Raw genomic sequence first — 15082 nt, forward strand, 5'->3', positions numbered from 1 at the left:
AACGACGCCGTCCCACCCGCGACGTCACGACAGCCGCCACACCTGCGCGGTGGGCCCCGAGGCGGGGAGCACGAGGTCCTCGCCCAGGTCCGCACCGCCGTACAGGTTGCTCGCCACGGTGCCCAGCGACGAGGGCAGGGCGGCGCCCGACCACGGCGCGCGAGCGAGCAGCACGAGCACGCGCTCGTCGGCCGTCTCGCGCAGGTACGCGACCGCGTCGTCCTCGACCACCACCCAGCGCAACCCGCCGTCGCGCAGCGCGCGCGACGAGCGCCGCAGGGCGATGAGCGCGCGGTAGGTCTCGAACGTCGCGGCGTCCCAGCCGGGCCCGCCGTGCTCGACCTGCTCCCACGGCATCGGCACGCGCGCGTGCTCGCCGTTGGTGCCGGTCACGCCGCCCTCGTCCCCCGCGAACAGCACGGGCGTGCCGGGGTAGGTGAACAGCAGCGCGGCGGCGACCTCCTGCATCTCCCGCGTCCCGACGACGGTGCGCAGCCGGGCCGTGTCGTGCGAGCCGAGCATGTTCCACTGGTGGCGCGTGACGGCCCACGGCACGGTCGCGTCGAAGTCCCGCATGGTCGCGACCATCGACGGCCCGCCGTGCCGCGGCACAGGGACCGGCAGACCCATGAACGAGGCCGCGGTGCCCTCGGTCGCCAGCCACGTCCAGGCGGGCCGGGTGAAGGCCGAGTAGTTCATGTTGACGTGCCAGCCGCCCACCGCCAGGTCGCCGGCGGCGTCGTGGAAGTGCTCGGAGACGAGCACCGCGTCGGGGTTGAGCTCGCTCATCGTCGCGCGGATCTCGCGCGCGATCTCGTGCGTGAAGTCGTCGGCCGCGTAGCGCCCGGTCATGTTGGCGACGTCGATACGCCAGCCGTCCAGGCGGTACGGGGGTGCGAGCCACCGGCCGATCACCGAGTCGGCGCCGCGCACCATGCGGTCGACGAGGTGCGGGGCGTTGTAGTTGAGCTTGGGCAGCGAGGCGTGCTCGAGCCAGCCGACGTAGCCGGGCTCGCGGTCCGTCCAGTAGTAGAAGCCGGCCTCCTCGCTGGCCGGGTCCTCCTGCGCGCGCCGGAACCACTCGTGCCCCGCGCCCGTGTGGTTGGTGGTGAAGTCGCCCAGGATCCGCAGGCCCTTGCGGTGCACGGCCGTGGCGAGCGACGCGAGCGCCGCGTCGCCGCCCAGCAGCGGGTCGACGTGGTCGAACGTGCTCGCGTCGTAGCGGTGGTTGGAGCGTGCCGGGAAGATCGGCGTCAGGTAGAGCGTGTCGACGCCGAGCCGCTCGAGGTGGTCCAGGTGCTGCTCGATGCCCCCCAGGTCGCCGCCGAACAGCTGCTGCGCGACCCCCGGGCCGGCGGCGATCGACTCGTCGGACCACTGCGCCGGCAGCGCCCAGTCCGGGAGCGGCCCGTGGTCGTCGCCCGACCGCGCGAACCGGTCCGGGAACACCTGGTAGACGACCGCGTCGTCCATCCACGCCGGCGCGGGCTCGTGCACCGTGATGCGGAAGTCGGCGGCGTCCGGCACGTCGCGGGCGAACACCCCGCGCCCGTTGAGCCAGCGGTACCCGCCCGGCTCGTCCAGCAGGAACCGGTAGGACGTGACGGGGTTGTGCACGGGCAGCTCGGCGACGTACCACCGCTCGTGCTGGTCGGACGACTCGAGCCGGGCCGGAGAGAGCCTCGGCTCACCGTCGCGCACGGCGCGCAGCCACACGGCCGTCTCGGGGTTGTCGGCCGGCACGCGCACGCGCACCGGGACCACGTCGCCGAGGCGGGGCGTGGCGCGCGGGACGTAGAGCTCCGAGCCGTCGTGGTGCGGCCCGAGCCCCCGGTGCGGTGCGCTCACCCCTTCACGGCCCCGGAGGTCAGGCCACCGACGATGTACCGCTGCAGGAACAGGAACAGCAGGATCACCGGGATCGCCGCGACCACGGCGCCCGCCGCGAACAGCCCCCACGGCGCGGTGCGCTCGTCGGCGGCCAGCGAGTACAGGCCCACGGCCACGGTGTACTGCTCGGGTCGCTGCAGCACCACCTTGGCCACCAGGAAGTCGCCGAACGCGGAGACGAACGAGAGCAGGCCGACCACGGCGAGGATGGGCGTGACCAGGCGCAGGATGATGGTCCAGAAGATCTGCGCGTGCGTGGCGCCGTCGATCTTCGCGGCCTCGTCCAGCTCGCGCGGGACCGTGTTGAAGAACCCGTACATGAGGAACGTGTTCACGCCGAGCGCGCCGCCCAGGTACACGCAGATCAGGCCGAGCAGGCTGTTGAGGCCGAGCGCGGGGAACACCTCGCCCAGCGACAGCAGCAGCAGGAAGATCGCCACGAACGCCAGGGTCTGCGGGAACATCTGCGCGAGCAGGAGGCCCGTGAGCGAGCCGCGCCGGCCCTTGAACCGGAACCGCGAGAACGCGTACGCCGCCGCCGCTCCCATGATCACGGTGCCCACGGCGGTGACCGTGCAGACGACGAGCGAGTTGGCCGCCCACGTCCAGAACCCACGCTCGTCCAGATTGGTGTAGTTCTCCAGGCTCACGTCGCTGAACAGGTGGTTGGAGCCCGTGAGGGTGCCGCCCGGGTTGAGCGAGGCCGACAGCACGTAGAGCAGGGGCAGGACGCAGACGGCGATCATGACTATGCCGACGATGTGCCGCCAGCCCACCTCGCGCCACCAGCGCATGCCGGTCACCGCGGTGTGGTTGGCGTTGGACGTGGCGGACTTGGGCGGGCGGACCTCGGTCGCGTTGGTGACCATGTCAGAGCTCCTCGAGACGACGGGTCCGACGGAAGCCCCACCAGGAGATCGCGCCGACGATGAAGAAGATGAGGACCGACAGCGCGCTGGCGAAGCCGTACTGCTTGACCCCCGACTCGAAGGCCACGGAGTAGACCATCGAGATCAGGATGTCGGTGTGGCCGACGACGATCGGCGTGCCCTCGAAGTTCGGGCCACCGCCCGTGAGCATGTAGATCAGCGAGAAGTTGTTGAAGTTGAACGCGAACGACGCGACCAGCAGGGGCGCGACCGACACCATGAGCAGCGGGAACACGATCGAGCGCTGCACGCGGCCGGCGCTCGCGCCGTCCATGCGGGCCGACTCGAGCACGTCGCCCGGGATCGACTGCAGCGCGCCCGTGCACACCAGGAACATGTACGGGAAGCCGAGCCAGAGGTTCACCAGGAGGACCGAGACCTTCGCGAGCGTGGGATCCGTGAGCCACGGGATGCTCGCGCCACCCAGCAGCGTCTCGTTGATGAAGCCGAAGTCCGGGTTGAGCATGCCCTTCCACACGAGCGCCGCGAGGAAGCCCGGGAACGCGTACGGGAGGATCAGCAGCGAGCGGTAGATCTTGCGGCCGCGGATCCGCGGGTCGTTGAACACGACGGCGAGGAACAGGCCCAGCGCGAACGTGGTCGCCACCGAGAGGATGGCGAAGACGAAGTTCCAGATCAGGATCGAGATGAACGGACCCGAGATCCGCGAGTCGGTGAACGCGCGCGTGAAGTTCTCGAAGCCGATGTTGACCTTCCACCCGGGCGTCAGGGCGGTGCCGTCCGGGGCCCGAAAGCTGCCGTGGTCGTCGGGCGTGTAGACCGTGCCGTCGGCGTCCGTCATCGTGTCGGTGGCCGGGTCGTACGTCATCGTCGACTGGTAGATGTACGCCGTCGAGCCGTCCTGCGTGCGCAGCGAGCCGTCCGCCGGCTCGTCGGACACCGGGACGCGCAGCGCGACGATCGCGTCCTGCTGCTGGGCGATCGACGCGAAGTTCAGCACGTCCCAGCCGGGGACCTCCGACGGCTTGCCGTCCGCCTCGGTGGCGCCCTCGACCGGCTCGAGCGGCTGGTCGGCGGTGCCGACCTCGACCTGGCCGTCCTGGACCACGGCCAGGCCCAGCTCGCCGCCCTGGCTCACGATCGTGACCGGGTAGGCGTCCGAGCCCTCGACACGCTGCTCGCTCTGGATCTGGATGGCCTCGATCGCGTCGGCCTGCGTCGAGTTGTGCCCGTCGCCGTAGTTGGTGAACGCGATGTAGCCGGTGTAAGCGGCCGCGAAGATCACGTAGGCGAAGAGGAAGACGAGCCCGGGCAGCAGGTACTTGGCCGGCAGCGCGCGCCGGGAGAAGTACGCCCAGTTGACCGCGACGAGCACCACGACGAGGAAGGCGACGATGCCCCACTGCGAGACGGCCGCCGCGGAGAGGATGCCGTAGACGGCCCCCGCGTCGATCAGGGCCACCAGGATCACCTTGACCCAGAAGCCCCGCCCGTAGTCACGTGCGTGCGAGACGCCTCCACTGCGCGACGGGCGCGGGCGGGGCGGAGGTGCGGGAGGTGCCCCCGCGCTGTCGGTGGAGAGGGTCTGCTGCGACATGGGATTCCTTTGCTGGGCGCCTCGTTACGCCGAACGTGAGGACGGTCGTGCCTGCGCGGGCGCGAGGGACGGCGGTCGCCCCGCCCCTGCCCGAGGGCGGCGGGGCGGGGCGACCGGGGTGCTACTTGGTGCCGTCGACGGCGTCCTGCATGTTGGTGACCATCTTGTCCCAGGCCTTGACCGGGTCCTTTGCCTGGCCCGAGATGATCTGGACCTCGGTGGTGCCCCAGAAGGCCCACATGGCGCCCATCTCGGGGATCGAGGGCATCGGGGCGCCGGTGGCGCCGGCCTCGTTGAAGCCCTTGAGCACCGGGTCGTCGACCTGCTCGGCCGAGGCCGTCAGCGCCGGGAGGCGGCCGCCGGCCTTGTAGAGCTCGGTCTGCACCTTCTCGGTGGTGAGGAAGTTGGTGACGAACTCGTTGGCCAGCAGCGGGTTCTTCGACTTGGAGGAGATGAAGGCGCCCTGGACGCCCACGAACGGCTTGGCCTCCGAGCCACCGGCGCTCGGCACGGGGAGCACCGAGATGTCCATGCCGGCCTCCTTGAACGCCGTGGTGTTCCACGGGCCCGTCACGATGTACGGCGTCTGGCCGTCGAGGAACGCCTGCTTCGCCTTGTCGCCGTCGAGCGTGGCGAGCAGCACCTTCTCGTTGCCGAGCTTCGCGAGGTACTTCGCGAACGCCTCGCCCTTCTCGCCGCCCAGGCCCAGCTCGTTCGTGTACGAGCCGTCCGCCGTCTGCGTGAAGATCGGGGCGTCGAACGACGTCTGCAGCGGGTACAGGTGGTACGCGTCGCCCGCGTCGCCCTGCTGGATGACGACCGGGTACTTGACCTTGGCCGTCTTGCCCTCGGCGATCAGGTCGTCGAACGAGTTCGCCTTCGTCTCCGGCAGCAGCTTGTTGTTGCGGACGAGCGCGATGTTCTCGATGGCGTACGGCGAGCCGTAGAGCTTGCCGTCGTAGGTGAACGCCTGCACGGCGGAGGAGGCGAAGCCCGCCGCCTTGTCACCCAGCTCGATGGGGGCGACGACGCCGTTGTTGACGAACTCGCCCGTCCAGTCGTGCGCGCCGATGACGACGTCGGGGCCCTGGCCGGTGGGGACCTGCTTGACGAAGTCCGTGCGGATGTCGCCGGAGACCTTCTGCACCAGGTCGACCTTGATCCCAGTCTGCTCCTGGAACTCGGCGACGATCGGCTTCATCACGTCGATGCGGGTCTCGTCGACCCACATGGTGAGCGTGCCCGACAGAGCAGGCGCGCTCGTCGTTGCCGCGGCGCTGGGCTTCGGCGTGGCGTCGTCCTCGTTCGAGCTTCCGCTCGAGCAGGCAGTCATCGTCAGGGCAAGGCCGAGGGCCGCCGCAACGACAGGGATGCTCCGTCGCATCTTCGATCTCCTGGGTTCAGTGGGAGTGCCTGCGACGGGGCGGCATCACCACCGTCGCTGGCCTGATGGGGCAGACGCTAACCTCGTTGCAACTCCGCTTGCAAGTCGTTACGGTAACTTTCAGGCAACGGTTACAGGCCGGTTCGCCGATGTAGTCGTCTGCCTGCTGAACGACCCGGACGAGGAGGTCCCGTGTCCCCTACGCTGCCATCCGTGCGCACACGCCTGACAGACCTGGCTGAACAAGCCGGCGTCAGCACTGCCACGGTCTCGCGCGTGCTGAACGGCAAGCACGGGGTCTCCCCGCACGCACGCCAGGCTGTGCTCGCCGCGCTCGACGTGCTGGGCTACGAGCGGCCGGAGAAGCTGCGCACGCGGTCGGCCGGCCTCGTCGGCCTCGTCATCCCCGAGCTGTCCAACCCGGTGTTCCCGGCGTTCGCACAGGTCATCGAGTCGATGCTGACCGAGCGCGGGTACACGCCGCTGCTGTGCACGCAGTCGCCCGGAGGCACCACCGAGGACCAGTACGTCGACATGCTGCTCGAGCACGGCGTCGCGGGAATCGTCTTCGTCTCGGGCCTGCATGCCGACAGCTCGGCCTCGAAGGACCGCTACCACCGCCTGCGCTCGAGCGGCATGCCGATCGTTCTCATCAACGGGTACGCCGAGGGCGTCGACGCACCGTTCGTCTCCACCGACGACGTCGCGGCCCTCGACCTCGCGTTCCGGCACCTGGTGTCCCTCGGGCACCGGTCGATCGGCCTGGCCATCGGGCCGGACCGGTTCGTCCCCGCGGCGCGCAAGCGTGCCGAGTTCGGGGTGAACCTCGAGCGGCACCTGGGCATCAGCGACCCGACCGGCCACGTCGTCTCCACGCTGTTCACCGTGGAGGGCGGCCAGGCTGCGGCGCTCGAGCTCATCGACTCCGGCCACACCGCGATCATCTGCGGCTCGGACCTCATGGCGCTCGGCGCCATCCGGGCGGCGCGCTCGCGCGGGCTGTCGGTGCCCGGGGACCTGTCGGTCGTCGGCTTCGACGACTCCCCTCTCATCGCGTTCACCGACCCGCCGCTGACCACCGTGCGCCAGCCGGTCCAGGCGATGGGTCAGGCGGCCGTCTCGGCCCTGGACGCGGAGATCACCGGGACCCCGGGTTCCCGCATCGAGCTCAAGTTCCACCCCGAGCTCATCGTGCGCGCGTCCACGGGCGCCGCTCCCGCCATGGTCGAGCTCGCTGCCGCGACCGCCATCGCCTCACCCGCCTGACCGCTCGGGGCCTCGCCCCAGCCACGACGCACCACGCACCCGCGTGGGCGCGGCCATGCGCTACCCCAGGCTGCGCATCCACCCGAAAGGCCCCACCCCTCGTGACCTCGATCGACACCCGCCCGGCCCTCGTGCACGCCCCCTCCGGCACGGATGGCGAGTGGTGGCGGCACGCCGTGATCTACCAGGTGTACCCGCGCTCCTTCGCGGACGGCTCGGGCGACGGCATCGGCGACCTGCCGGGCATCACCTCGCGCCTGCCGCACCTCGCCGAACTGGGCGTCGACGCGGTGTGGCTGTCGCCGTTCTACCGCTCCCCGCAGGCCGACGCGGGCTACGACGTGGCCGACTACCGCGACGTGGACCCCTTGTTCGGCACGCTCGACGACTTCGACGCGCTCCTGCTTCGGGCCCACGACCTGGGTCTGCGCGTGATCGTGGACCTGGTGCCGAACCACACGTCCGACGAGCACGCCTGGTTCCAGGCCGCGATGGCCGCGGGACCGGGGTCGCCCGAGCGCGAGCGGTACCTGTTCCGCGAGGGCCAGGGCGAGACGGGCGAGCTGCCCCCCAACAACTGGGAGTCGATCTTCGGCGGGCCGGCCTGGACGCGCGTCGCCGACGGCCAGTGGTACCTGCACCTGTTCGACTCGCGCCAGCCGGATCTCAACTGGGAGCACCCCGAGGTCCGCGCCGAGTTCGAGGACGTGCTGCGCTTCTGGCTGGACCGGGGCGTCGACGGCTTCCGCATCGACGTCGCGCACGGGATGGTCAAGGAGCCGGGCCTGCCCGACTGGGACGGCCACGTCTCGATGATCGAGGGCTCGGACGAGCCGGTCGCAGGCAACGGCAACCAGGGGCCCATGTTCGACCAGGACGGCGTACACGAGATCTACCGCGCCTGGAACCGTGTGCTCGCGGAGTACGCGGGTGACCGTGCCCTGGTCGCGGAGGCCTGGGTCGAGCCGCTGTCCCGCCTGGCGCGCTACGTGCGGCCCGACGAGATGCAGCAGGCCTTCAACTTCGCGTTCCTGGCCACGCTGTGGGACGCGCCCGCGCTGCGTGCGGTGATCGAGGCGTCGTACCTGACGGCCGACTCCGTGGGCGCCCCCACCACCTGGGTGCTGTCCAACCACGACGTCGTGCGGCACGCGTCCCGCCTCGGCCTGCCCGTGGCCGGGTCGCGCCCCAACGGCATCGGCCACGGCGACGAGCAGCCCGACGAGGAGCTGGGCCTGCGCCGGGCCCGCGCGGCGACGCTGCTCATGCTCGGCCTGCCCGGCTCGGCGTACCTCTACCAGGGCGAGGAGCTGGGCCTCCCCGACCACACGGCCCTGCCCGACGAGCTGCGCCAGGACCCCGCGTTCTTCCGCACGGGCGGCGCCGAGCGTGGTCGCGACGGCTGCCGCGTACCCTTGCCCTGGGCGGCTGACGAGCCCGGGTTCGGCTTCTCCCCCACCGGCGTGACCTGGCTCCCCCAGCCCGCGTCGTGGGCGTCGTACGCGCTCGACGCGCAGCGCGGGGTGTCGGGTTCCACCTACGAGACGTACTGCCTCGCCCTGGCGGTGCGGCGCGACGAGCACCTCGGCACCGGTGGCCTGGCGTGGGCCGACTCCTACGGGGACGACGTCATCGCCTTCGAGAACCGCGACGTGCTCGTGGTGGCCAACCTCGGCTCCGAGCCGGTGGGACTTCCGGCCGGGGCGACGGTGCTGGCGTCGTCGACCCCGGTGTCCGGCGGGATCCTGCCGGGCGACGCCACGGTCTGGCTCCGCCGGCCCTGACGCGGGGCGGCGTCGCACGACCAGCCTCCGCCTGCCCTCTGGCGGCCGGCCCTCGCCTACCCCTTCGCCTCGCTTCGCCGATTCGGCATCGATGCGCCGATTGCAATCGACGTACCGATGACGAATCGGCGAAGCGACGGCGAGCGGAGGCAGCGACGGCGGGCGGAGGCGGCGACGGGGGCGGTGTCACCCGCGGGCCGGGCAACCGCGGGGACGACGGGGCTGGGCTCAGCCGCGGTGGGCCACGTCGTAGGCGCGGGCGGTGTGCGCCGGGACGGTCAGCCGGATGCGGCCGTCGGCCACCGTGCTCGCGTCGCACCCCGCCGCCAGCACGTCGCAGTAGTCGCCGTCGGCGAGGCTGGTCGCGACGTCGATCGCTTGCGCGTCGTCGCCCGCGTTGACCACGACGAACCCGCGCTCGCCGCGGCCGAACGCGACGGCGTCGCCCTCCGACCAGGCGTCGACCACCGGCGCGTCGCCCACGACGCCCCGCCAGCCGACCATGCCGGCGACCGCGGGCCAGCGATGCTGGCACACCCAGTCGCCGGCCTCGCGCTGCGCCTCGGGACCGGGCTCGGCGGGGCACGTCGCGTCCAGCACCGCGCCGCTCGCGTCCTGCGCCGGTCCCGCGTCGGTGTCGTCGAACGCATAGCCGGAGTAGACCTGCGGCGTGCCGTACGAGCCGGCGAGCATGAGCACGTTCGCGAGGGCGTAGTCGGCGTCGCGATAGCTGAGCGTCGAGCCGTTGCGCTCGGTGTCGTGGTTGTCGACGAACACGACGGCGTCCGGCGACGGCACGTACCGCGCGGACGCCGAGCCGAGATCGAGCGCCAGGCCCGGCGAGCCCGCGAGCACGCCCATGAGCTCCTTCGCATACGTGAACTCGTACACCTGGCCGTTGCCGGTGTACTGCTCGGGGCTGATGGGCTCGTTCGAGCCGCGGATCACCTCCTGGGCGATGCCCGTCCCGGCGGGGAGCGGCTCGAGGACGGCGGCGACGTCGGCAGGCGCCATGTGCTTGGCGGCGTCGATGCGGAACCCGTCGACACCCAGCGAGAGCAGGTCCTGCAGGTAGGCGGTGAGCGTGGAGTGCACGTGCGGCGAGGCGGTGTCGAGGTCGGCGAGGTTGACCAGCTCGCACGTCTGAACCTCGTCGGCGTCCAGATAGCTGCTGATGTCGTCACCGTCGGTGAGTCCGCAGTGGTGGAAGTCGTCGGGCGTCCAGATGCCGGGGTAGGTGTAGTGCTCGAACGACGAGCCGGCCCAGCCGACGCCGCCCTCGTCCAGTCCGGTCATGTGGTTGAGCACCGCGTCCGCCCACACGTCGACCCCCGCGTCGTGGCAGGTCCGCACCATCGCCGCGAACTGCTCGCGGGTGCCGAGACGGGACTCCACCCGGTAGCTCACGGGCTGGTACGACGTCCACCACGGCTCCCCGGTGATGTGCTCCTGCGGCGGCGACGTGAGCACCCAGGCGTAGCCCGCAGGCCCGAGGTGGTCCGTGCACTCGCGCGCGATCGCGTCCCAGGTCCACTCGAAGAGCTGCACGCCGACGTCACGGCCGCTGCCGTCCGACGCGGGCTCCGCGTCCGGGTCCGGCGCGGGGCCGGAGCACGAGGCGAGCAGCACAGCCACGATCGCGGTGAGCCAGAAGCGTGGTCGGGTCGTCGGCATCGTCATCCCGGGGGTCGGCTGCAACGTTGCAGCAACTTGCAAGACGACACGAGCCTAGCGGCGCCGGAGACGGCACGGAGCCTCGCTAGCGTGTCGCCATGGTGAATGTCCTGGTCAACGGCCCCGCCGCGTGGAACACGATGATCCGCGTCCCCCGGCTCCCCGAGCCTCGCTCGCACATGATGTTCGCCGAGGGCCACCACGACGGGCTCGGAGGCACGTCGGCCGGCAAGGCCGTCACGCTCGCAGCCCTGGGCCTCGACGTCACCCTCGCGACCGTGCTGGGCGACGACGCGGAGGCCGACGAGGTCCGCGCCGCGCTCGCGCACGACCGCGTGACCCTGCTGGCGGCGCGCGCGCGGGCCGGACGCACCGAGCGGCACGTCAACCTCATGGCTCCCGACGGCTCGCGTGTCTCGATCTACCTCGAGCTGCCCGCCGCCGACTCCCCCACCGCTCCTGCCGTGCTCGAGGCGCTGAACCGCGCCGACGCGGCCGTGCTCGACCTGGCCGACTCCTCGCTCCCGCTGCTCGCCGCCGCGCGGGACCGGGGTGTCCCCGTGTGGTGCGACGTGCACGACGACGACGGCGCCGGCGAGTATGCGCGCCCGTTCGCCGACACGGCCGACGTGCTCCTGGTCAGCGCCGACCGGCTGGCCGATCCGCGCGCCTACCTGCAGGCGCGCGTCGACGCCGGATGCCGGCTCGCCGTATGCACCCGCGGCGCCGCAGGAGCGATCGCGCTCGACGCGGACGGATGGTGGGAGGTCGGGGTAGCGCCGGTCGAGCGGGTGGTCGACACCAACGGCGCGGGCGACGCCTTCTTCGCCGGGTTGCTCAGCGGCCTGCTGGCCGGGCTCAACACGGCCGGCGCGCTCGCGCGCGGGTCCGCGGTGGGAGCGCTGGCCGTCACCACGACGGACCTCGGGGCACCCGGGGTCACGGCCGACCAGGCCGACGCGCTGGCCCGGTCCGTCGACGTGCGTCGGGTGTGAACCGGCGACGGCGCTAGCCGCCCGAGACGCTCAGCTCCGCCTCGTGCAGCTCGCGCGCGAACTCGTCGGACAGCTCGCGCGAGTCGAGCCAGCCGTACGGCAGGATCGGCCGCTTGGGCGAGCCCGCGCGGCCGCGCTGGCCCTCGGCCGCCTCGCCCGGGTACGGCTGCTCGAGGTCGAGCGCCGCGAGTCGGTCGTCGAGCTCGGCCATGGACGAGACCAGCCCGAGCGCGGCCCGGGTCTCGCCGCCCACGACGTAGCCCTTGAAGTACCACGCCATGTGCTTGCGCATCTCGCGCAGGGCCTTGGACTCTTCGCCGAAGTGCTCGACCATGAGCTCCGCGTGCCGGCGCACCACGGTGGCGACGTACGCCAGGCCCGGGCGGATCCGCTCGTCGGACCCGGCGAACGCCGCCGCGAGGTCGGCGAACAGCCACGGGCGACCCTGGCAGCCCCGGCCGACGACCACGCCGTCGCAGCCCGTCCGGGCGACCATCTCGAGCGCGTCCTCGGCGGACCAGATGTCGCCGTTGCCGAGCACGGGGATGTCGGTGACGGTCTCCTTCAGGCGCGCAATCGACTCCCAGTCGGCCGTGCCCGAGTAGTAGTCGGCGGCGGTCCGGGCGTGCAGCGCGACCGCCGCGACGCCCACCTCCTGCGCGATGAGGCCCGCCTCGAGGTAGGTCAGGTGGTCCTCGTCGATGCCCTTGCGCATCTTGACGGTGACGGGCACGCCGTACGGCGCCGCCGCGTCCACCGCCGAGGAGACGATCGCGCGGAACAGGTCCCGCTTCCACGGCAGCACGGCCCCGCCGCCGCGCCGGGTGACCTTGGGCACCGGGCACCCGAAGTTGAGGTCGACGTGGTCCGCGCGGTCCTCGCTCGCGATCAGCCGGACGGCCGCAGCCACGGTGGCCGGGTCCACGCCGTAGACCTGCACGCTGCGCGGACGCTCGTCGGGCTCGTGCGAGATGATCCGCATCGACTCCTCGCCACGCTCGACCAGCGCCCGGCTGGTCACCATCTCCGCGACGTACAGTCCGGCGCCGGACTCGCGGCACAGCCGGCGGAAGGCGGCGTTGGTGACCCCCGCCATGGGCGCGAGCACCACGGGGGTGTCGATGGTCAGGGGCCCGATCCGCAGCGGCGGGAGCACGGACGTGCCCGTGCTCGCAGTGGTCGTGGTCATGGCACCCAGTGTCCCATCCCGGCGCCGCGCACCGTGCGGGGGGCGATCGGAGCGACCCTAGGCGCACTCGGCGCAGTGCCGGAGGATCTCGTCGACGACGACCTCGACGGGCGCCGTCGCGTCGATCGCGATCCCCTCCTGGGGCACGTCGCCCCCGGTCGCGTGCCATGCCACGATGCGCGCGCGGTCGGTGGGCTTCCCGCCGGCCCACTCGTCGTCGGGCCGGGCGTCGAGGCGTCGGTGCAGCGTGGCGAGGTCGACCTCGAGGATGAACACGCCGTCGAACAGGTCGACGAACCGCGGGAAGTTCCGCGACCCGCCGCAGAAGAACGTGGCGGGATGCGTGCGGTCGGCGACCAGCGCACGCACCGCGGCCTCGTCCCAGATGTGGTGCTCGTGGAGGCCCGCTCCCGTCGGCTCGCCAGTCTCGGGGTCGCCCTGGTACGCGAGCACGCGGTCGCCGTGCACGACGTCGTACCCGCGGCGTGCCAGCTCGTCGGCCACGGTCGTCTTGCCCGTGCCGGACAGGCCCTCGACCAGGTAGTTGCGCGCACCCATCGCTACAGCCAGCCGTTGTCCTGGGCGATCCGGGCCGCCTCGGCCCGGGTGCGCGCGCCCGTCTTGCCCATCGCGGCCGACAGGTAGTTGCGCACGGTGCCCTCCGACAGGAACGTCCCGCGTGCGATGTCGGCCACCGTCCCGCCCTGGGCCGCGGCGACCAGCACGTCGCGCTCGCGCTCGGTGAGCGGGCTGGTGCCCGTGGTGAGCGACTCGACGGCGAGGTCGGGGTCCACCACGCGCAGGCCGCGGTGCACGCGCCGCACGGCGTCGGCGAGCTGGTCGGCCGGCGTGTCCTTGACCACGAAGCCGCTCGCGCCCGCGTCGAGCGCCCGGCGCAGGTACCCGGGACGCCCGAACGTGGTCACGATGAGCGACCGGCACGACGGCAGGGCCCGGTGGAGCTCGCCCGCGACCGAGATCCCGTCCAGGCCGGGCATCTCCACGTCGAGCAGCGCCACGTCCGCCCCGCTCGCTCTCGCGGCGGCCAGCACCTCGTCGCCCCGGCCCACCTGGGCCACCACCTCCAGGTCGGCCTCGAGGTCGAGCAGCGCCGCGAGCGCGCCGCGGACCAGCGCCTGGTCGTCGGCGAGCAGCAGGCGGATGCCGGTCACGCGGCCTCCCGGGTGGTGACGAGCAGGCGGTAGCCGCCTAGCGGACCGGTCGTGACCTCGACGCGGGCACCGGCGGCGCGCGCCCGCTCCACGAGGCCGCGCAGCCCGTTGCCGCGGTCGTCGGCGGCCGGGCCGGTGCCGTCGTCGTCGACGGTGAGCGAGTCGGGCGTCATGGTGATCTGCACCCGGGTGGCGGCCGCGTGGCGCAGCACGTTGGTGGTGGCCTCGCGGATCGCCCACGCGAACAGCACGCGCAGCTCGTCGGGCACGTCGTCGATGCTCCCCGGCACCACCGCCTCGATCGCCGCCGAGTCGAACGCCTGCCGGGCCCCCGCGAGCTCGCCGGCCAACGTGACCGCACGCGTGGCCGTGACCATGCCGCGCACGTCCGCGAGCGCGGTGCGGGCCAGGTTCTGCACCTCGAGCATCTCGGTGCGCGATCGGACCGGGTCGACGTCGAACAGCTTCGCCGCGAGCTCGGACTTCACCGAGATGACCGTCAGCGAGTGCCCGAGCACGTCGTGCATGTCGCGCGCGATGCGCTCGCGCTCGCGCTCGACCGCCAGGACGGCCACCTCGTCCCGCGCGATCTGCAGCTGCCGGTTGCGCATCACCAGCTGCGTGAACCCGAACACCGCGACCGTCGCGAGGATCACCGAGATGATGAGGTCGTCGATGGTCTCCCAGCCGGGAACCAGCCGCGGGACCACCACGATGAGCGCGGACGCCCACAGCGCGAGGCCCAGCGCGCGCGGGTCGCGCAGGAGGAAAACGCCGCTCACGCACACGAAGACGAGCCCGACGAGGCCGTCCTGGTCTGCGGCCAGGCAGGACACCGCCACCAGGCACGTCTGGCCGAGCAGGAACACCCCGGCGCGACCCGGTGCCATCGCGCTGCCGTGCGGGCCGGCGTGCGTGAGCACCACCCACGCGAAGCTCGCGGCCAGACCCGCGATCGCGACGAGCGAGACGACGCGCTGCCAGCCGGGCGCGCTGTCCCACGCCGACTGCCAGGGCTGCAGCAGGAAGACCGCCCACACGATGCCCATGGCCGGGCCGATCACGCGCATCACCCGACGAGCACGGCCCGGCGGGAGGTCCTCGCGGGCCGGGTCCGTCGCGTACAGCGCCGTGTCACCCTGCGGCCAGTTCTCGCGCAGGCGGGCACGCCAGGGTGCCCTCGGGTGGCTCACGGCGTCCACGCTAGCGTCCGGGCAGCCGGGCGACCCGGAACCACGAGC

12 protein-coding genes are annotated in these 15082 nt (G+C 72.3%); 3 read left to right on the top strand and 9 right to left on the bottom strand.

Annotated elements, in window-relative coordinates:
• Nucleotides 1–24 precede the first annotated feature (24 nt).
• From QRT05_RS09245 to QRT05_RS09260, 4 genes are all read right to left on the bottom strand, one after another.
• Nucleotides 25–1848, bottom strand: coding sequence for a glycoside hydrolase family 13 protein (locus QRT05_RS09245; protein WP_289446863.1), 1824 nt, complete (start codon nucleotides 1846–1848; stop codon nucleotides 25–27).
• Nucleotides 1845–2759, bottom strand: coding sequence for a sugar ABC transporter permease (locus QRT05_RS09250; protein ID WP_407650324.1), 915 nt, complete (start codon nucleotides 2757–2759; stop codon nucleotides 1845–1847). Before QRT05_RS09250 ends, QRT05_RS09245 begins: the two co-directional genes overlap by 4 nt.
• A gap of 1 nt (nucleotide 2760) precedes the next feature.
• Complete coding sequence (locus QRT05_RS09255; protein ID WP_289446865.1) at nucleotides 2761–4377, bottom strand: ABC transporter permease subunit; 1617 nt, start codon at nucleotides 4375–4377, stop codon at nucleotides 2761–2763.
• 121 nt (nucleotides 4378–4498) lie between these two features.
• Nucleotides 4499–5761, bottom strand: a complete 1263-nt coding sequence (locus QRT05_RS09260) for a sugar ABC transporter substrate-binding protein (RefSeq protein WP_289446866.1) — start codon at nucleotides 5759–5761, stop codon at nucleotides 4499–4501.
• Between the two features lie 213 nt (nucleotides 5762–5974).
• Between QRT05_RS09260 and QRT05_RS09265 the strand changes: the two genes are divergently transcribed.
• Both QRT05_RS09265 and QRT05_RS09270 read left to right on the top strand, forming a co-directional pair.
• Nucleotides 5975–7027, top strand: a complete 1053-nt coding sequence (locus QRT05_RS09265) for a LacI family DNA-binding transcriptional regulator (protein ID WP_407650325.1) — start codon at nucleotides 5975–5977, stop codon at nucleotides 7025–7027.
• A 101-nt stretch (nucleotides 7028–7128) separates the two neighbouring features.
• Nucleotides 7129–8811, top strand: coding sequence for a glycoside hydrolase family 13 protein (locus QRT05_RS09270; RefSeq protein WP_289446870.1), 1683 nt, complete (start codon nucleotides 7129–7131; stop codon nucleotides 8809–8811).
• 228 nt (nucleotides 8812–9039) lie between these two features.
• Here QRT05_RS09270 and QRT05_RS09275 read toward each other — a convergent pair whose 3' ends face one another.
• Complete coding sequence (locus QRT05_RS09275) at nucleotides 9040–10491, bottom strand: alpha-amylase (RefSeq protein ID WP_289446871.1); 1452 nt, start codon at nucleotides 10489–10491, stop codon at nucleotides 9040–9042.
• 92 nt (nucleotides 10492–10583) lie between these two features.
• Here QRT05_RS09275 and QRT05_RS09280 point away from each other — a divergent pair, with 92 nt between their 5' ends.
• Entirely contained in the window at nucleotides 10584–11480 is an 897-nt protein-coding gene (locus QRT05_RS09280; protein ID WP_289446872.1) for a carbohydrate kinase family protein, read from the top strand.
• Nucleotides 11481–11493: 13 nt separating this feature from the next.
• Here QRT05_RS09280 and dusB read toward each other — a convergent pair whose 3' ends face one another.
• The 4 genes from dusB to QRT05_RS09300 are packed head-to-tail and all read right to left on the bottom strand — an operon-like array spanning nucleotide 11494 to nucleotide 15034.
• Entirely contained in the window at nucleotides 11494–12669 is a 1176-nt protein-coding gene (dusB, locus tag QRT05_RS09285) for a tRNA dihydrouridine synthase DusB (protein ID WP_289446873.1), read from the bottom strand.
• 57 nt (nucleotides 12670–12726) lie between these two features.
• The gene (locus tag QRT05_RS09290) at nucleotides 12727–13227 is read right to left on the bottom strand and encodes an AAA family ATPase (RefSeq protein ID WP_289446875.1); all 501 of its coding nucleotides are present in this window, start codon (nucleotides 13225–13227) and stop codon (nucleotides 12727–12729) included.
• A gap of 2 nt (nucleotides 13228–13229) precedes the next feature.
• The gene (locus tag QRT05_RS09295) at nucleotides 13230–13841 is read right to left on the bottom strand and encodes a response regulator transcription factor (RefSeq protein WP_289446876.1); all 612 of its coding nucleotides are present in this window, start codon (nucleotides 13839–13841) and stop codon (nucleotides 13230–13232) included.
• Nucleotides 13838–15034, bottom strand: a complete 1197-nt coding sequence (locus tag QRT05_RS09300; protein WP_289446877.1) for a sensor histidine kinase — start codon at nucleotides 15032–15034, stop codon at nucleotides 13838–13840. Before QRT05_RS09300 ends, QRT05_RS09295 begins: the two co-directional genes overlap by 4 nt.
• Between the last annotated feature and the right edge of the window lie 48 nt (nucleotides 15035–15082).

Origin of the sequence: Cellulomonas edaphi (assembly GCF_030362815.1) — a bacterium.
Lineage (GTDB): Bacteria > Actinomycetota > Actinomycetes > Actinomycetales > Cellulomonadaceae > Cellulomonas > Cellulomonas edaphi.

Bases quoted from the DNA above. Each gene is read 5' to 3' on its own strand.
- QRT05_RS09250 (WP_407650324.1), bottom strand. From the start codon at position 2,759: ATGGTCACCAACGCGACCGAGGTCCGCCCGCCCAAGTCCGCCACGTCC.
- QRT05_RS09275 (WP_289446871.1), bottom strand. From the start codon at position 10,491: ATGACGATGCCGACGACCCGACCACGCTTCTGGCTCACCGCGATCGTG.
- QRT05_RS09280 (WP_289446872.1), top strand. From the start codon at position 10,584: ATGGTGAATGTCCTGGTCAACGGCCCCGCCGCGTGGAACACGATGATC.
- QRT05_RS09290 (WP_289446875.1), bottom strand. From the start codon at position 13,227: ATGGGTGCGCGCAACTACCTGGTCGAGGGCCTGTCCGGCACGGGCAAG.
- dusB (WP_289446873.1), bottom strand. From the start codon at position 12,669: ATGACCACGACCACTGCGAGCACGGGCACGTCCGTGCTCCCGCCGCTG.
- QRT05_RS09255 (WP_289446865.1), bottom strand. From the start codon at position 4,377: ATGTCGCAGCAGACCCTCTCCACCGACAGCGCGGGGGCACCTCCCGCA.
- QRT05_RS09260 (WP_289446866.1), bottom strand. From the start codon at position 5,761: ATGCGACGGAGCATCCCTGTCGTTGCGGCGGCCCTCGGCCTTGCCCTG.